At 74.3% G+C, this 15585-nt stretch carries 11 protein-coding genes; 7 read left to right on the plus strand and 4 right to left on the minus strand.

The features are described 5' to 3' along the window. Positions 1 to 69 precede the first annotated feature (69 nt). On the plus strand, positions 70 to 3306 hold the full coding sequence (locus tag ACZ6RT_RS29010; protein WP_470157189.1) for a P-loop NTPase fold protein: 3237 nt from the start codon (positions 70 to 72) through the stop codon (positions 3304 to 3306). Here ACZ6RT_RS29010 and ACZ6RT_RS29015 read toward each other — a convergent pair. Continuing rightward, positions 3294 to 3692 (minus strand): winged helix-turn-helix transcriptional regulator, encoded by a 399-nt coding sequence (locus ACZ6RT_RS29015; RefSeq protein ID WP_470157190.1) that lies wholly within the window; start codon positions 3690 to 3692, stop codon positions 3294 to 3296. The two genes, ACZ6RT_RS29010 and ACZ6RT_RS29015, sit on opposite strands and share 13 nt — an antisense overlap. Before the next feature lie 65 nt (positions 3693 to 3757). Here ACZ6RT_RS29015 and ACZ6RT_RS29020 point away from each other — a divergent pair, with 65 nt between their 5' ends. After that, positions 3758 to 4147 carry a YybH family protein gene (locus tag ACZ6RT_RS29020; protein WP_470157191.1) on the plus strand — a complete coding sequence of 130 codons (390 nt, stop codon included), beginning with the start codon at positions 3758 to 3760 and terminating at the stop codon, positions 4145 to 4147. A 126-nt stretch (positions 4148 to 4273) separates the two neighbouring features. On the opposite strand, the gene ACZ6RT_RS29025 is transcribed toward ACZ6RT_RS29020, so the two are convergent. Then, entirely contained in the window at positions 4274 to 4741 is a 468-nt protein-coding gene (locus tag ACZ6RT_RS29025) for a Dps family protein (RefSeq protein ID WP_399193328.1), read from the minus strand. A gap of 112 nt (positions 4742 to 4853) precedes the next feature. Here ACZ6RT_RS29025 and ACZ6RT_RS29030 point away from each other — a divergent pair, with 112 nt between their 5' ends. From ACZ6RT_RS29030 to mmuM, 3 genes are all read left to right on the plus strand, one after another. Beyond that, on the plus strand, positions 4854 to 5693 hold the full coding sequence (locus ACZ6RT_RS29030) for a MerR family transcriptional regulator (RefSeq protein ID WP_470157192.1): 840 nt from the start codon (positions 4854 to 4856) through the stop codon (positions 5691 to 5693). Then, positions 5690 to 8137, plus strand: a complete 2448-nt coding sequence (locus tag ACZ6RT_RS29035; RefSeq protein WP_470157193.1) for a VIT domain-containing protein — start codon at positions 5690 to 5692, stop codon at positions 8135 to 8137. The genes ACZ6RT_RS29030 and ACZ6RT_RS29035 overlap by 4 nt, the downstream gene beginning before the upstream one ends. 293 nt (positions 8138 to 8430) lie before the next feature. Then, positions 8431 to 9288 carry a homocysteine S-methyltransferase gene (mmuM, locus tag ACZ6RT_RS29040; RefSeq protein WP_399193334.1) on the plus strand — a complete coding sequence of 286 codons (858 nt, stop codon included), beginning with the start codon at positions 8431 to 8433 and terminating at the stop codon, positions 9286 to 9288. 115 nt (positions 9289 to 9403) lie between these two features. On the opposite strand, the gene ACZ6RT_RS29045 is transcribed toward mmuM, so the two are convergent. After that, complete coding sequence (locus tag ACZ6RT_RS29045) at positions 9404 to 10954, minus strand: rhamnulokinase (protein ID WP_470157194.1); 1551 nt, start codon at positions 10952 to 10954, stop codon at positions 9404 to 9406. A 71-nt stretch (positions 10955 to 11025) separates the two neighbouring features. Continuing rightward, complete coding sequence (locus ACZ6RT_RS29050; RefSeq protein ID WP_470157195.1) at positions 11026 to 13140, minus strand: bifunctional aldolase/short-chain dehydrogenase; 2115 nt, start codon at positions 13138 to 13140, stop codon at positions 11026 to 11028. Between the two features lie 224 nt (positions 13141 to 13364). On the opposite strand from ACZ6RT_RS29050, the gene ACZ6RT_RS29055 reads away from it, so the two are divergent. Together ACZ6RT_RS29055 and ACZ6RT_RS29060 are read left to right on the plus strand one after the other, a co-directional pair. Beyond that, positions 13365 to 14333 (plus strand): acetylxylan esterase, encoded by a 969-nt coding sequence (locus ACZ6RT_RS29055; RefSeq protein ID WP_470157196.1) that lies wholly within the window; start codon positions 13365 to 13367, stop codon positions 14331 to 14333. Positions 14334 to 14529: 196 nt separating this feature from the next. After that, positions 14530 to 15537 carry a LacI family DNA-binding transcriptional regulator gene (locus ACZ6RT_RS29060; protein WP_399193341.1) on the plus strand — a complete coding sequence of 336 codons (1008 nt, stop codon included), beginning with the start codon at positions 14530 to 14532 and terminating at the stop codon, positions 15535 to 15537. Positions 15538 to 15585: the final 48 nt, after the last annotated feature.

The following is a 15585-nucleotide window of genomic DNA, read 5'->3' on the forward strand; positions in this document are numbered from 1 at the left end:
CCAAGATCGCCATCAACCCCGGTCCGCGCCCTCACAGTGGGATCACCGTCATCAGACCGGGGAGGACCGTTGACCGAGGGACTCACGTTCGCGAACCTGGTTTCCGAGACCGCGCCACGGGTGCGGACCCGCCGCGCCCTGGTCTTCCTGGACGCTCCCCCGGTCCCCTTCGCCGTCCCCGCCACGACCGCGGCCCGGACGCCCGCCCCGCCCCCGTCGCGGCCCGACCTGCGGCTGGCGAGCGCCCTGCGCGCCGAGGGGTTCACCGTCGACGCCGGGACCAGCGAGGGGCCGGACGCGGACGGCGAGCGCGTGTGGGAGCTGCTGCGCTCGGCGCGCGAGGGCGACCTGCTCGTCGTCCGGCTGCCCGCCGACGGCGGCTGGACCTCGGGACGGCTGGGGGCGATGATCGGCTCGTTCGGCCGCCAGGTCGGCGGGTCGCTCGCCGCCGCCGTGGTGCTGATCGTGGACTTCGGGTGGAGCGCCCTGGGCGGGTCCGCCGGTCCGGTCCGGCAGCTCGCCGTGGCCGGGGAGCCGAAGGTGGCCGCGGCGACGCTGACCCTGACGCTGCGGCTGGACGAGGCGGTGCCGGGCCCGGCCCGGACGCTGACCGACGTCATCGCCGAGGGGCTGGCCACCCGGGCCGCCGACCTCGACGGGGACGGCGCGGTCAGCGTCGGGGACCTGCACGCCTACGCGCTCGCCCGCTACGCGGCGGTCTCGGCCGCCCGTACCCCGATCCTGATCGCCTACGGGGACGTCGCCGGCGTCCCGCTGACCCCGGTGCGGGACACCTCGGCCGAGCCGCACGCCGCCTTCGCCGTCGCCCTGGCCCGGCTCGGCGAGCCCGTCCCGCCCACGGCCGGGACGGAGATCGTGCGAAGGGTCTACGAGCTGCACCTGAGCGAGCCCGCCAGGGAGATGCTGCGCAGGGCGGCCCTGCTCGACGAGGACGAGCCGATCGACGAGATCCTCGGGGACGCCGGCGAGCTGCGGCAGTGGGGCCTGCTGGGCGAGACGACCACGTTCGCCCATCCGGACGTGCGGGCCTTCGGCCACTCGCGGCTGTCGGCGGCCGAGCGGGCGCAGACCTCGGCGCTGCTGCGCCGTCGCCGCGCCGGGATGCGGACCGTACGGCCCCGGGCCAGGCTCACCGCGGACCGGTGGACCACCGAGGACCAGCTCGGGCACCGGGTCTACGCCGAGGCCATCGCCGCGTTCGTCCGCCACCCCGAGACCCGGCCGCCGCTCACCATCGGCCTCAAGGGGCCGTGGGGCACCGGCAAGACCTCGCTGATGCGGATGATCCAGGACGTCCTGGACCCGGGAGCCGCCGGGGACGCGGCCGTCCCGATCCACCTGCCGGGCACCCGCGCGGAACGGACGCTGACCAATGCCGAGGTGCTGGCCAGGGCGGGGCGCCGGGGCCGGGAGAGCGCCGGGCAGGCCGAGCCGGACCCGCTCCCGCTGCGGCCTGCGGACTGGCGGCCCACGGTCTGGTTCAACCCGTGGATGTACCAGAGCGGCGAGCAGGTCTGGGCCGGGCTGGCACACGAGATCATCAGCCAGGTCACCCGGCGGCTGCCCCGCGCCGAACGGGAGCGGTTCTGGCTGGAGCTGAACCTGTCCAGGATCGACCGGGAGGCGGTCCGCAGGCGCGCCTACCGGCTGGCGATGACCCGCCTGGCGCCGGTGGCCCTCGGCCTGGTGGCCACGCTCGTGGTCACCGGGGCGCTGATGGCGGCCACCGCGCTGCTGCCCGCCTTCGGCGTGCTGCTGGGCAACGCCGCCGCCGCCGTGGGCGCGACGGGCTCCGCGGTGGTGGTGGGGGTGGGCGCGCTGCGGCTGGCGCGGTTCTTCGGCGAGGCCGCGGACAACGCCTTCCGCGGCCTGGTCACCCAGCCGGACCTGCTGGGCTCCGGCGGCCTGGCCGACGGGGCGGTCCCGGACGCCGTGACCGTGCCGGGGTACCGCTCCAGGACCGGCTTCCTGCACCTGGTCCAGACCGACATGCGGCAGGTCCTCGACCTGGTCGCCACCGAGGGGCGCCCGCTGGTGGTCTTCGTGGACGACCTGGACCGCTGCTCGCCGGGAACGGTGGCGCAGGTGATCGAGGCGATCAACCTCTTCCTCGCCGGGGAGTTCCCCAACTGCGTCTTCGTCCTGGCCATGGAGCCGGAGGTGGTCGTCGCGCACATCGAGGCCGCCTACCCCGAGCTGGCCGGGACCCTGCCCGGTGGCGGCCGGGCCGGGCTGGGCTGGCGGTTCCTGGAGAAGATCGTGCAGCTGCCGCTGAGCGTGCCGCTGCTGGACGACGCCGACCGGCTGCCCGCCTTCGTGCGGGCACTGCTGGGCGTGCCCGATGTCACACCGAATCCGGCCGGACCGTGTCCGGCGGGTCCCCCAGCCGCCCTGGAACGGCTCGACCCGCCACCGGATCCGGCCGGACCGCGTTCACGCGGTCCCCTGTCTCCCGCACGGCCCTTCCCGGACGACGCGGCCGGACCGGGTTCGCCCGGCGCCGGCGCGCCGGCGGGAACGGCCGTGCCGGGGCGGCGGGCACCGGTGTGGGCACCGGGAACGTGGGCCTCGGCGAACGTGCCGGGGTCGCGGACGTCGATGGAGACGCTGGGGGCACGGGCGCCGATGAAGGAGGCGGCACCGCGGACCGCGGTGGACGTGCCGCCCGTGCCCGGCCCGTGGGCGAGCGACCCGCCCGACCCGGTCCAGGTGAGCCGGCTGCAGGACGCCATCTGGGCGCTGCGGCCGACCACGACCACCATCGACGAGGCCGCCCGGCTGGCGCAGGACGCGCTCGGCATCGAGTGCTCCGACGCGGTCGGCGGCCTCTGCGCGGCCACCCGCGAGGCCGCCGACCGGGTCTTCGACGACCTCTACAGCGACGAGAACGCCTACCGGGCCATCGAGTTCGTTCTGCCGGCCCTGACGTTCTTCAACCCGCGCGAGATCAAGCGGTACGTCAACGTCTTCCGTTTCTACTCGTTCCTGACCTACCGCCGCGCCCTCGCCGGAGCGGCCCCGGCCTCGGACGGCGAGGTCGCCAAGCTCGCGGCACTGGCCGTGCAGTGGCCGCACCTGCTGACGCTGCTGGTCAGGGAGATCGACGGGGTGAGCGTGCTGCGGCGGCTGGAAGGGGCCGCGGGCGACGCCGAGAGCTGGCGGCGCACCCTGCGCGACACCGGCCTGACCACCCCCGACCTTCCCGGACTCGCCCACCTGGACTCGCTGCGGGACCTGCTCTCCCGCCCCCATCCCATCGCCGAGCTGGCCCGCTACCTGCTGTGACCCTCCCGCTGGAGGGAGGGCCCGCCCCAGTCCCACAGCGCCTGCAGCACGGGGCCGAGGCGGCGGCCCCGCTCGGTGAGGGTGTAGCGGACCCGGGGCGGCCACCCCGGCATCCGGTGGCGGTCGAGCACGCCGGCCCCGGTCAGGTGTGCCAGCCGGTCGGACAGCACCTTGTCCGACAGGCCGGGAAGGGCCCGGCGCAGCTCGCTGAACGTGTGGTCGTCCCGCAGGAACTCCCGGACGACCAGGGTCGTCCAGCGGCCGTGCAGGGCCGCGAGGGTGATCTCCACCGGGCAGGACGGGGTGGGCTCGGTGACGTCCGCGCGCGGGTCGTCGGGCAGGCCGGGCCGGACCGGGGCCGGGTGGCCGACCGTTTGGTGAGTCACGAGGGCGCCTCCTAGCGTTGCCGCGTTCCCCCGATTCCTACCTCCTACCGGGAAGGACGTGCGTGATGCGACGACTCGCCGAGATCCCCCAGGACGTTCCGGCGGTGTTCGCCGAGCGTTTCAACAGCGGTGACCCCGAGGCGCTGGCGGAGATCTACGAGGACGGCGCGGTGTTCGTCGCCGAACCGGGCTCGCCGCTGACCGGCCGGGAGGCGTACGAGGCCAACGCCGCCTTCATGGCCCTCGGCCTCCCGATCACGGTGCGGCCGCGCCAGGTCTACAGCACCGGCGACCTCGCCCTGCTGATCGTCGACTGGGTCATCGAGGGCAACGGCCCCAACGGCGCGCCCGTGCACATCGAGGGCACCGCCACCGACGTCGCCCGGCGCGGGCCGGACGGACGCTGGCGGTACGCCATCGACAACGTGTTCGGCGTACGGGCGACGGCCGGGTGAACCCGGGCCTTCCGCCCCGCCGGGATCGTCCTGCCCACGGGTGAAGGATCCCGGCGGTGACGGGAGGCACCGTGCCCGGTGCGGAGGGCGCCCCGGCCCGCGGGGACGGGGCGCCCGGCAGACGACCTAGCGCTGGGCCTCGATCATCCAGTGGTACTTCTCCAGGTCCTGGGTGATCTCGATGAGCAGGTCCTGGGTCATCGGGTCGGCCTTCTCGGTGGCGGTGACGCGTTCGCGCATCCGGCGGACGATGGAGCCGAGGATGTCCGTCATCGCGGCGACGACCTTGCCGTCGTTGAGGTAACCCGGCTCCAGCTGCGGCACCTCGGTGCTCTTCGCGAGCGTGGAACCCCGGCCGTCGGGGTTGCACCCCATGGCCACCGCTCGCTCGGCGACGGTGTCCGCGTGCTTCCTGGCAGCCGAGACGATCTTGTCGAGCTGCAGGTGCAGTGAGCGGAAGTTGTGACCGATCACGTTCCAGTGGGCCTGCTTGGTCAGCAGTGACAGGTCGAGCAGGTCGACGAGCGAGCCCTGGAGCGCGGTGGCGATGACCTTCTTGTCTTCCGGATTGAGCGGGCTGGTGATCGCGGACATAGAGCGTCCCCCCTGTTTTCGCCTTAATCTCCGGTTTCGTACTGAATGTCCGTACCCACACATCCGGCTTCTTATGTTGACACTGTCATGATTACAGTGTCACTATCTCCGTATGGAATGGACCATCGGTGAACTGGCCGAGCAGGCGTCGGCGGCGCTGGCCCCCACCGCCCGGCCCAACGGGCGGGTCAGGGACGTGCCCAACGAGCGCGTGATCCGGTGGTACTCCACGATCGGCCTCCTCGACCCGCCCTCGGCCCGCCGGGGACGGGTGGCCGTGTACGGCAGGCGGCACCTGCTCCAGCTGATCGCCGTCAAGCGGCGCCAGGCCGACGGGCGGAGCATCGCCGAGATCCAGGTCGAGCTGGCCGGGGCCACCGACCGGACCCTGGAGGCCATCGCCCGCCTCCCCGAGGCGCCACCGGAGCACAGACCCGAGCGGGCACCGGGCCGGGGAACCGGCCGGGGACCGGTTCCGGACCAGGGGCCGGCGCCGGAGCGGGGACCGGCTCCGGACGACGGGTCGAACCACGAGCCGGACCGGGGATCGGCCCGGCGGGGACACGCGGCCGGGGCCCCCTCCCCCGCGACGGCACGGCCGCGCTTCTGGACCGGCGCCCTGGCGTCGGCCCCCTCCCGGCCGGCGCCCGCCCCGGCCGCACGACCCGTTCCCCCGGCCCCTCCCACCGCCTTGGGCGCGCCGGAGATGCCACCCGCGCCACCCGCGCCTCCCCCGCCGTACACCCGTCCCGCCCTCCCCGCCGTCCCGGCGGCCGTGGCCGTACACGGTGTACGGCTGGCGGACGGCGTGACGCTGCTGCTCGACGGCGGGCAGGGTGGCGGGCGCGCCCCGTCGCCCGACGAACTCGCCGAGATCGCCGCCGCCTCGCGGGAGCTCCTGTCGCTCCTGCGCGAACGCGGCCTCACACCTCCGGAAGGACCGCACCCATGACCGTTTCCATCACCACTCTGCGACCGGAGGAGTGCCTGCCCGTCCCGGACGCCGGGCTGGGGGCGCTGACCACCGAACGCGGCAACCTGCCGCTGGAGAGCGTGGACGTGACCGCCGCCGTGTCCGGCCTGACGGCCGGGGTCGAGGTGGTCCAGGGGTTCCGCAACCCCTACGACGTGGCCCTGGAGGCGACCTACGTCTTCCCGCTGCCCGACCGGGCCGCCGTGACCGCGTTCCGGATGGAGGCCGACGGCCGGGTCGTCGAGGGCGTGCTGAAGGAGCGCGGCCAGGCCAGGGCCGACTACGACCAGGCGATCTCCCAGGGCAGGCGGGCCGCGATCGCCGAGGAGGACCGGCCGGACGTCTTCACCATCAGGGTCGGCAACATCGTGCCGGGCGAGCGGGTCACCGTGCACCTGACGCTGGACCAGCCGCTCCCGTACGAGGACGGCGCGGCCACCTTCCGGTTCCCGCTGGTCGTGGCCCCGCGCTACATCCCCGGCACCCCGCTGGACGGCGAGCCGGCCGGTGACGGCTGGGCCCCGGACACCGACGCGGTCCCGGACGCCTCCCGGATCACCCCGCCGGTGCTGCTGCCGGGCTTTCCCGACCCGGTCCGGCTCTCGCTGGCCGTCTCCGTCGACCCGGCCGGCCTGGAACTGCGCGAGATGCGCTCCAGCCTGCACGTGGTCCGCGAGGAGGGCGGCACCGTACGCCTCCAGCCGGGCGAGCGCCTGGACCGCGACTTCATCCTGCGGCTGGCCTTCGACGCCTCCACCTCGCTCGCCCTCGCCCCCGACGCCCGTCCCGGCGACGGCTCCCGGACCGGCGCTGGGACCGGGACCGGCTCAGGGAACGGCTCAGGGAACGGCTCAGGGAACGGCGGGACCGATGAGGCCGGGGGCACGTTCACGCTGACCGTCGTCCCCGGCGCCGAGTCCGCCGGGGGCGAGATCCGGAGCAAGGACGTGGTGCTGGTCCTCGACCGCTCGGGCAGCATGACCGGCTGGAAGATGGTGGCCGCCCGGCGCGCCGCCGCCCGCATCGTCGACACGCTCACCTCGCGCGACCGGTTCGCGGTGCTCTCCTTCGACACCGAGGTGGAGCACCCCGACGGGCTCGGCGAGGGCCTGTCGGTTGCGTCCGACCGCAACCGCTACCGTGCCGTAGAGCACCTGGCCAGGCTGGAGGCGCGCGGCGGCACCGAGATGCTGACCCCGCTGGAGCGGGCCGTCACGCTGCTCGGCGACTCGGCCGGGGACCGGGTGCTGGTGCTCGTCACCGACGGCCAGGTCGGCAACGAGGACCAGATCCTGGAGCGGATCGGCCGTCGGCTCACCGGGGTGCGGGTGCACACGGTCGGCATCGACCAGGCGGTCAACGCCGGTTTCCTGGGCAGGCTGGCCGGGCTGGGAGGCGGCCGGTGCGAGCTGGTCGAGTCCGAGGACCGGCTGGACGAGGCCATGGAGCACATCCACCGCCGGATCGGCGCGCCCCTGGTGACCGACCTGTCCCTCAAGGCCGACGGGCTCGACCTGGTCACCGAGACCGTCAGTCACCTCGGTTCGATCTATCCGGGCGTCCCGCTCACCGTGTTCGGCCGCTACCGCGGCACGGCGGCCGGGACGATCACCGTGAAAGGGCTGGACGCGGCGGGCCGTCCGTGGGAGCGCCGGGTCGGCGCGACGACGGTGGACGCCCCGGCGATGCGCTCGATCTGGGCGCGGGCCCGGCTGCGGATCCTGGAGGACCGGTACGCGGCCGGTGACCGGTCGCTGGAGGCCGAGATCGTCGAGACCTCGCTCAGGTACGGGGTGCTCTGCCGGTTCACCGCCTTCGTCGCGGTCGACAGCCAGGTGGTCGCCGAGGGCGGCCCCGGGCACCGGGTGATCCAGCCGGTGGAGCTGCCCGGTGGCTGGGCGAGCCCGGCCCCGTCGGCACCGATGATGCCCATGATGCTGTCCACGGCGGCCTACACGGGCGCGGCCCCGCCCTCGCCGGCCCCGATGGGCCCGCCCGGGATGGCCGCCCCCGGCTCCCCTCCGGCGTTCGGGGCCAGCCGGCCCATGGCCGGTATGCCACAGGAGGCGGCGGCGGGCGGTTTCGACGACCGCGCGCGGATGCTGCCCCGTTCCGCCCCGAAGGCGGCGGCCCCCCGGCGGAGCGGTGCGGTGCAGGAGCCGCCGAGGGAGCAGCTCGCCCAGGAGCTGAAGCTGCTGCGCGCCGCGGAGTCCCTGCCCGACGCCGAACGGCTGCGCGTCCTGGAGGACCTGGGCAGCCGGCTCGCGGCCCTGGCCGTCTACCTGGGCGGCCACCCGGAGCTGACCGCCCTGGCCGAGGACCTGCAGGCGGGCGGTGACCTGGACGCGCTCTGGCGCCGGGCCGTGGAGGGTCTGGAGGCGCTCACCGGCCCCGCCAGGCGCCGGCCGTTCTGGAAGCGCTGACTCTCGTCCCCGGGGCCGGGAACCCTGGCGTGAACCCGGGTGCGAGAACCCGGGTGTGAACCCGGGCCCGTTCCCGGACCCCGCGAACGGGTCCGGGAACGGGACGGGTCCGGAGACGGGGCCAGGAACGGGAACGGCTCCGGAGACGGGGCCAGGAACGGCCCCGGGGACGGGCCACGAGCCCCCGGCGTCCGCGACAGGAGGACCTCCGGCACCGGATCGTGGCCGCGACCGGGGCGGGAAGGCGGGAAAAGGGGGCTTTCAGGCCAGGCCGCTCCACATAAGGTGGCGGGATGGTGATTCTGGACGGCGGCCTGGCCACGCACCTGGAGGAGCTGGGCGCGGACCTGCGAGACGACCTGTGGTCGGCGAGACTCCTGCTGGAGAACCCCTCCGTGATCCGGCAGGCGCATCTCGACTACTTCGCTGCGGGCGCCGAGGTGGCGATAACCGCGAGCTACCAGGCGAGCATTCCGGCCTTCATGCGCCGGGGGCTGAACGCCGCCGAGGCCGAGGATCTGATCATGTTGTCCGTGCACCTGGCCGCCCAGGCCAGGGACGCCCACGGCTCCGGCACGGTGGCCGCCAGCGTCGGCCCGTACGGCGCCTACCTGGCGAACGGCGCCGAGTACACCGGCGACTACGACCTCGACGAGGACGGCCTGACCGACTGGCACCGCGACCGCTGGCAGATCCTGGCCGACAGCGAGGCCGACCTGCTGGCCTGCGAGACCATCCCGTCCTACGCCGAGGCCAGGGCGCTGCGGCGGCTGCTCGCCGAGACGCCGGAGATGCGGGCGTGGGTGAGCTTCTCCTGTCGCGACGGCGAGCACATCAACGACGGCACCCCGCTCAGGACGGCGGCCGCGCTCTTCGCGGGCAACCCCCAGGTGATCGCGATCGGGGTCAACTGCACGGCACCGCGCCACGTGCTCAGTCTGATCTCACAGGTCAAGGGGAAGCCCAGCATGGCCTACCCCAACTCGGGCGAGGTCTGGGACTCGGAGAACCGGCGCTGGCTGGGGCTGGCCGACCCGGTGGAGTTCGGCGAGGCCGCGGCCCGCTGGAACGCCGAGGGGGCGGCCTTCGTGGGCGGCTGCTGCCGTACCACCCCGGAGCACATCCGCCAGATCCGCGCCCACCTCACCTGATCACCCGCTGCCCTCAGGAAGCACGGCCGGTCCGGCGCGCGGTCCACCGGGGCCCCGGCGACGGCCCCCGCGAAACCGCGGGACCGCGCCACCGGCACCCCGGGGTCCCGGGACCTCACCTGGTTGGCCAGCCGAACCTCTCCGCGGGCGGTACCTCGGCCCCCGGGCGCGGCTCGTGGCGTTCCAGCGGCTGGCCGCGCCGGATCAGGGCGCGCAGGTCGGCCAGGGTGCCGGAGACGGCCCCGTCGGCCCTGGCCTGGACGAGGACGTTGCCGATCGAGGTGGCCTCGACCGGGCCGGCGACCACGGGAAGGCCGCAGGCGTCGGCGGTGAGCCGGCAGAGCAGGGCGTTGCGCGAGCCTCCGCCGACGATGTGCACGGTGTCCACCGCCTGCCCGGTGAGCCGCCGGGCGTCCTGGATCGCGGCCCGGTGGGCCAGGGCCAGGGAGTCGACCACGCAGCGGACCGTCCGCGCCCGGGTGTCCGGGACGGGCTGGCCGGTACGGCGGCAGAAGTCGGCGATGCGCGCGGGCATGTCGCCGGGAGCGTGGAAGACCGGGTCGTCGGCGTCCACCGCGGACCGGAACGGCTCCTCGCGCGCGGCCGCCTCCAGCAGCGCCTCCAGGTCCACGCGCCCGCCCGGTCCGGCGCCCCGCCCGGCACCGGACGCTCCCGGTACGTCCGCGCCGGACGCGTCCGCCGGGTCATGGCCGGCGGCCGAGTCGTCCGCGAGGCCGTCCCCGGCCACCGACCAGGTGCGGAGGCACTCCTGCAGGAGCCACAGGCCGGTGACGTTGCGCAGGTAGCGCACGGTGCCGTCGATGCCCGCCTCGTTGGTGAAGTTGGCCCGCCGCCCCTCCTCGCTGATCATGGGCTGGTCCAGCTCGACGCCGACCAGCGACCAGGTGCCGCAGGAGATGTAGGCGAACCGCTCGTCCGCCGCCGGGACCCCGGCCACCGCGGAGGCGGTGTCGTGGGAGCCGACCGCGATGACCCGGGTGGCCGCCGGCAGCCCGACCTCGGCCGCGACCTCGGGAAGCAGCGGGCCGATCACCTCTCCGGGACGCCGGATCGGCGGCAGGATCCCGGCCGCGGGGCCGAGGCCGCCGGCCAGCACCGGGTCCCACTCGCGGGTCCTGGCGTCGAGCAGCTGGGTGGTGGAGGCGTTGGTCAGCTCCGCGCCGATCCGGCCGGTCAGCCAGTACGCGATCAGGTCGGGGATGAGCAGCAGCGTCGCGGCCGAGGCCAGCCGGGGCTCGGCGGCGAGCTGGTGGATCGTGTTGAACGGCTGGCGGGCGATGCCGGTGCGGGCGTAGAGCTCCTCGAAGGGGACGTCGCTCGTCCGGTGCTCGGTGCGCGCGTCGCGGTAGTGCACCGGGTTGCCGAGCAGCGCGCCGCGCTCGTCCAGCAGCCCGTAGTCGACGGCCCAGGAGTCGATCCCGATGCCGTCCACCGGACCGGCCGCGCGCAGGCCGTCCAGCACGCCCCGGTGGATCCGCAGGATGTCCCAGTACAGGGTGCCGCCGGCCCGGACGGGCACGTTCGCGAAACGGTGCACCTCGCGCAGGTCGAGGGTGTCGGGCCCGATCTCGGCGACCACCACCCGGCCGCTCGACGCGCCGAGGTCGACCGCGGCGTACCGCCGGGTCCCCGGTGCCGACTGCATGCAGGCTCCTCTCGGGGGACGTCCGCCGCGCCCGACCGGCGGGGCGACGGGACGGAAGGGATCGGCGGGGGTCAGCGCAGGAACGCGGCCGCGACGCCCGCGTCGACCGGGACGTGCAGGCCCGTGGTCTGGGTGAGCTGGGTGAGCTGGAAGACCGCCCCGGCCACGTGCTCGGGCAGCACCTCGCGCTTGAGCAGGGTGCGCTGCGCGTAGAACTCGCCCAGCTTCTCCTCCTCCACCCCGTAGACCGCCGCCCGGTTGGCGCCCCAGCCGGAGGCGAAGATGCCCGAGCCGCGCACCACCCCGTCGGGGTTGACGCCGTTGACCCGGATGCCGTGCCCGCCCAGCTCGGCCGCGAGCAGCCGTACCTGGTGGGCCTGGTCGGCCTTGGCCGCGCCGTAGGCCACGTTGTTGGGCCCGGCGAACACCGCGTTCTTCGAGGAGATGTAGACGATCTCCCCGCCCATCCCCTGGGCGATCATGACGCGGGCGCTCTCCCGGGAGACCAGGAACGAGCCCCTGGCCATCACGTCGTGCTGCAGGTCCCAGTCGGCCACCGTGGTCTCCAGCAGCGAGCGCGAGAGCGAGAGCCCGGCGTTGTTGACCACCAGGTCCACGCCGCCGAACGCCAGCACGGCCTCCCGGAGGGCGGCGCGCACCTGCTCCTCGTCGGTGACGTCCACCCGGACCGCGACCGCGACGTCCTCGGGCCGGTACGCCCCGGCGCCCAGCTCCCCGGCCACCGTGCGGGCGGCGTCCAGGTCGCGGTCGGCCACCACCACGCAGGCCCCCTCGGCGGCCAGCCTGCGCGCGGTCGCCGCGCCGATGCCGGACCCGCCGCCGGTCACCAGCGCGACCCGGGTGGCCAGCGGCCGGGGCGGGGGCATCCGGCGCAGCTTGGCCTCCTCCAGCTCCCAGTACTCGATCCGGAACTTCTCGCTCTCCTCGATCGGCGCGTACGAGGAGATCGCCTCGGCGCCGCGCATCACGTTGATCGCGTTGACGTAGAACTCCCCGGCCACCCGCGCGGTCTGCTTGTCCCTGCCGAAGGAGAACATGCCGACCCCGGGCACGAGCACGATCGCCGGGTCGGCCCCGCGCATCGCGGGCGAGCCCTCCGTGGCGTGGCGCCGGTAGTAGGCCGCGTACTCCTCGCGATAGGCGGCGTGCAGCTCCCGCAGCCGGGCGACCACGTCCTCCAGGGGCGCTCCGGCGGGCAGGTCCACCACCAACGGGGCCACCTTGGTGCGCAGGAAGTGGTCGGGGCAGGAGGTGCCCAGCGCCGCCAGCGCGGGGTGGCGTTCGCGCGACAGGAAGTCCAGCACCTCGTCGGTGGCGGTGTGGTGGCCGACCTGCGGGGCGTCGGTCGAGGCCAGGCCGCGGACCACCGGCAGCAGCGCCGCCGCCCGCTCGGCCCGCACCGCCGCCTCCAGCGGCTCGTACCCTTCGAGCACCGGCCCGAACGGCTCGGCGCGGCCGTGCTCGGCGATGTACGCCTCCGCGGTACGGATGATCTCCAGTGAGCTGGCCTCGCACTCGGCCGAGGTGTCGCCCCAGGCGGTGATGCCGTGCCCGCCCAGGATGCAGCCGATCGCCGCGGGGTTGCCGGCCTTGATGGCCGCGATGTCCAGGCCGAGCTGGAAGCCGGGACGCCGCCAGGGCACCCACACGACCCGCTCGCCGAAGATCCGCGCGGTCAGGTCCTCGCCGTCGGCCGCGGTGGCGATCGCGATGCCCGCGTCGGGGTGCAGGTGGTCCACGTGCGCGGCGTCCACCAGGCCGTGCATCGCGGTGTCGATCGACGGGGCCGCGCCCCCGGGGCCGAAGGCGCAGAAGCCGAAGGCCGCGACCATCTCGTCCTCGCGCTCGACCCCCGGGTACACCCCGGTCAGTGCCCGCAGCCGGTCCAGCCGGAGCACCGCCAGGCCCCGCTCGGTCAGCGTGCCCAGGTCTCCCCCGGAGCCCTTCACCCACATGACCTCGGCGGGCTCCCCGGTCACCGGGTCGGTCACCGCCCCCTTGGCCGAGGTGTTCCCGCCCGCGAAGTTCGTGTTCCGCGGGTCGGCTCCCAGCGTGTGCGACCGCTGCAGGAGCTCCTCAACCGGCGACGTCATGGCCTCTCCCCACTCGTGTGCCCACCGCCCGCCCGGCCGCGTGCCGGAACGCGGGTACACCGCTGCGCGCATGGTTTAAAAACGTTTTAATAGTGATGACGAAGCTACGCGGCAGGTCCGGCACTGTCAACGCCGACCCACAGGATTACTGAATTGATACGTTTTTACCATTGGTGCCCGCGCTGACAAGGGCGGGGGCCGCGCCCTACCGTGGTCACCGGCCGACCACCGTCCGGCCACCGGCCGGCCGGTCCACCGCCGGCCACCGCGCGCCGTTCCGATCCCGGGGAGATGCCTTGTTCGTCGACATGCCGCTGGACCAGCTCAGGCAGTACCGGCCCGAGCGCCGGGAACCGGACGGGTTCGACGCCTTCTGGGCCGCGACGCTGGCCGAGACCCGCGAGCACGACCTGAACGCCGTCTTCACCGAGATCGAGACGGACCTGTCCCTGGTGCGCTGCTTCGACGTCCGCTACGCGGGGTTCGGCGGGCACGAGATCAGGGGCTGGCTGCTGGTGCCCGCCTCGGCCACCGGGCCGCTGCCGTGCGTGGTGCAGTACATCGGCTACAACGGCGGGCGCGGCCTGCCGCACGACTGGCTCACCTGGCCCGTGGCCGGATGGGCGATCCTGGTCATGGACTCCCGCGGGCAGGGCGGCGGCTGGCGGACCGGCGACACCCCCGACCCGGTGGGCGGCACCGGGCCGCAGGTCGGCGGCAAGCTCACCCAGGGCGTCCTCTCCCCCGGCGACTACTACTACCGGCGCCTGTACACCGACGGGGTCCGGGCGGTCGAGGCCGCCCGCGCGCACCCGCTGGTGGACGCCTCCCGCGTCGTGGTCTCCGGCGGCAGCCAGGGCGGCGCCCTGGCCATGGCGGTGAGCGCGCTGGTCGGCGACCTGATGTTCGCCTTCATCGACGTGCCGTTCATGTCGCACATCCGGCACGCCGCCGAGATCACCGACGAGGACCCGTACGGCGAGCTCGGCAGGTTCCTCAAGAGCCACCGTCACCGGGTCGAGGAGGTCTTCGCCACCCTCGACCACTTCGACGGCGTGAACTTCGCGGCCCGCAACACCACCCCCGCGCTCTTCTCGGTCGGCCTGCGCGACGGCGTCACCCCCGCGTCCACGGTCTTCGCCGCCTACAACCACTACGCCGGGCCCAAGGACATCCGGGTGTGGGCCTTCAACGGCCACGAGGGAGGCGAGTCCGAGCAGGTCGCCGAGCACCTCCGGACCGCCAGGAAGCTCCTGGCGGGCTGAGCACCCCCGCCCCGGCCGGTCCCCACCCGGTCGGCGGCCCGGTCCGGCTCCGTTACGGTCCCGGGCCGGTCCGTCGACCGTCACGGGGAACGGGACTCCCCCATACCATAAAAACGTTTTACAGAAAAGAGGCGGACAGGTCTGGAATACCGTCTTTACTGGCGTCGACAACGTTGTTACGTTTTAATGATTGCTCATGAGTTCGGTGAGCATCAAGGAAGTCGCGGCGCGGGCCGGAGTGTCCCCCGGGACCGTCTCCAACGTGCTCAACCGCCCGGAGAAGGTGGCCGCCGCCACCCGGGAACGGGTCGAGGAGGCCATCCGCGAGCTCGGCTTCGTCCGGCACGGTTCGGCCTCCAGCCTGCGCGCAGGGCACAGCCGCACCGTCGGCCTGTCGGTCATCGACATCGGCAACCCGTTCTTCACCGACGTGGCCGCGGGCGTCGAGGAGGTCGCCAGCGAGCGCGGGTACGCGGTGATCCTGGGCAACTCCTCGGGCGACCGCCTCAAGGAGGAGCGCAACCTGCTGGTCTTCGCCGAGCAGCGGGTCCGCGGGGTGCTCATCACCCCCTCCGGCCCGGACCTCACCAGGCTCGGGCAGCTCAAGGAGCGCGGGATCAACGTGGTCCTGGTGGACCACCCGGCCGAGCGCGCCGACCAGTGCTCGGTGGCGGTCAACGACGTCGTCGGCGGCTCGATGGCGGTCGCCCACCTGCTGGAGGCGGACCCCGGCCGGATCGCCTACGTCACCGGCCCCCTCGCCATCCGCCAGTGCGCCGACCGCCTGATCGGCGCCGGGCAGGCGCTGGCCGCCGCGGGCCGCGACCCCGCGCGGGCGCTGGAGGAGATCGAGATGAGCGCGATGAACGCCCGGTCGGGCCAGCAGGCGGCGGAGAAGCTGATCGCCGAGGGGCGGCTGCCCGACGCCGTGTTCTGCGCCAACGACCTGCTGGCCCTGGGCATGCTGCGCGGCCTGCTCCAGGCGGGGGTGCGGGTCCCCGAGGACGTCTCCCTCATCGGCTACGACGACATCGACTTCGCCTCGGCGTCGGCGGTGTCGCTCACCTCGATCCGGCAGCCGACCCACCGGCTCGGCCGGGTCGCCACCGAACTGCTGCTGGACGAGTGCGACAACCCCGCCTCCCACGCCCACCAGCAGATCATGTTCCAGCCCGAGCTGATCGTCCGCGAGTCCACCCGCTGACCTCGGGGCTTGCGTCGTACGGGACCCCCCGGCACGGGCCACGGAGCC

The organism is Streptosporangium sp. NPDC050148, assembly GCF_055586505.1.

Bases quoted from the DNA above. Each gene is read 5' to 3' on its own strand.
- mmuM (WP_399193334.1), top strand. From the start codon at position 8,431: ATGGTGATTCTGGACGGCGGCCTGGCCACGCACCTGGAGGAGCTGGGC.
- ACZ6RT_RS29020 (WP_470157191.1), top strand. From the start codon at position 3,758: ATGCGACGACTCGCCGAGATCCCCCAGGACGTTCCGGCGGTGTTCGCC.
- ACZ6RT_RS29045 (WP_470157194.1), bottom strand. From the start codon at position 10,954: ATGCAGTCGGCACCGGGGACCCGGCGGTACGCCGCGGTCGACCTCGGC.
- ACZ6RT_RS29030 (WP_470157192.1), top strand. From the start codon at position 4,854: ATGGAATGGACCATCGGTGAACTGGCCGAGCAGGCGTCGGCGGCGCTG.
- ACZ6RT_RS29050 (WP_470157195.1), bottom strand. From the start codon at position 13,140: ATGCGCGCAGCGGTGTACCCGCGTTCCGGCACGCGGCCGGGCGGGCGG.
- ACZ6RT_RS29025 (WP_399193328.1), bottom strand. From the start codon at position 4,741: ATGTCCGCGATCACCAGCCCGCTCAATCCGGAAGACAAGAAGGTCATC.
- ACZ6RT_RS29060 (WP_399193341.1), top strand. From the start codon at position 14,530: ATGAGTTCGGTGAGCATCAAGGAAGTCGCGGCGCGGGCCGGAGTGTCC.
- ACZ6RT_RS29035 (WP_470157193.1), top strand. From the start codon at position 5,690: ATGACCGTTTCCATCACCACTCTGCGACCGGAGGAGTGCCTGCCCGTC.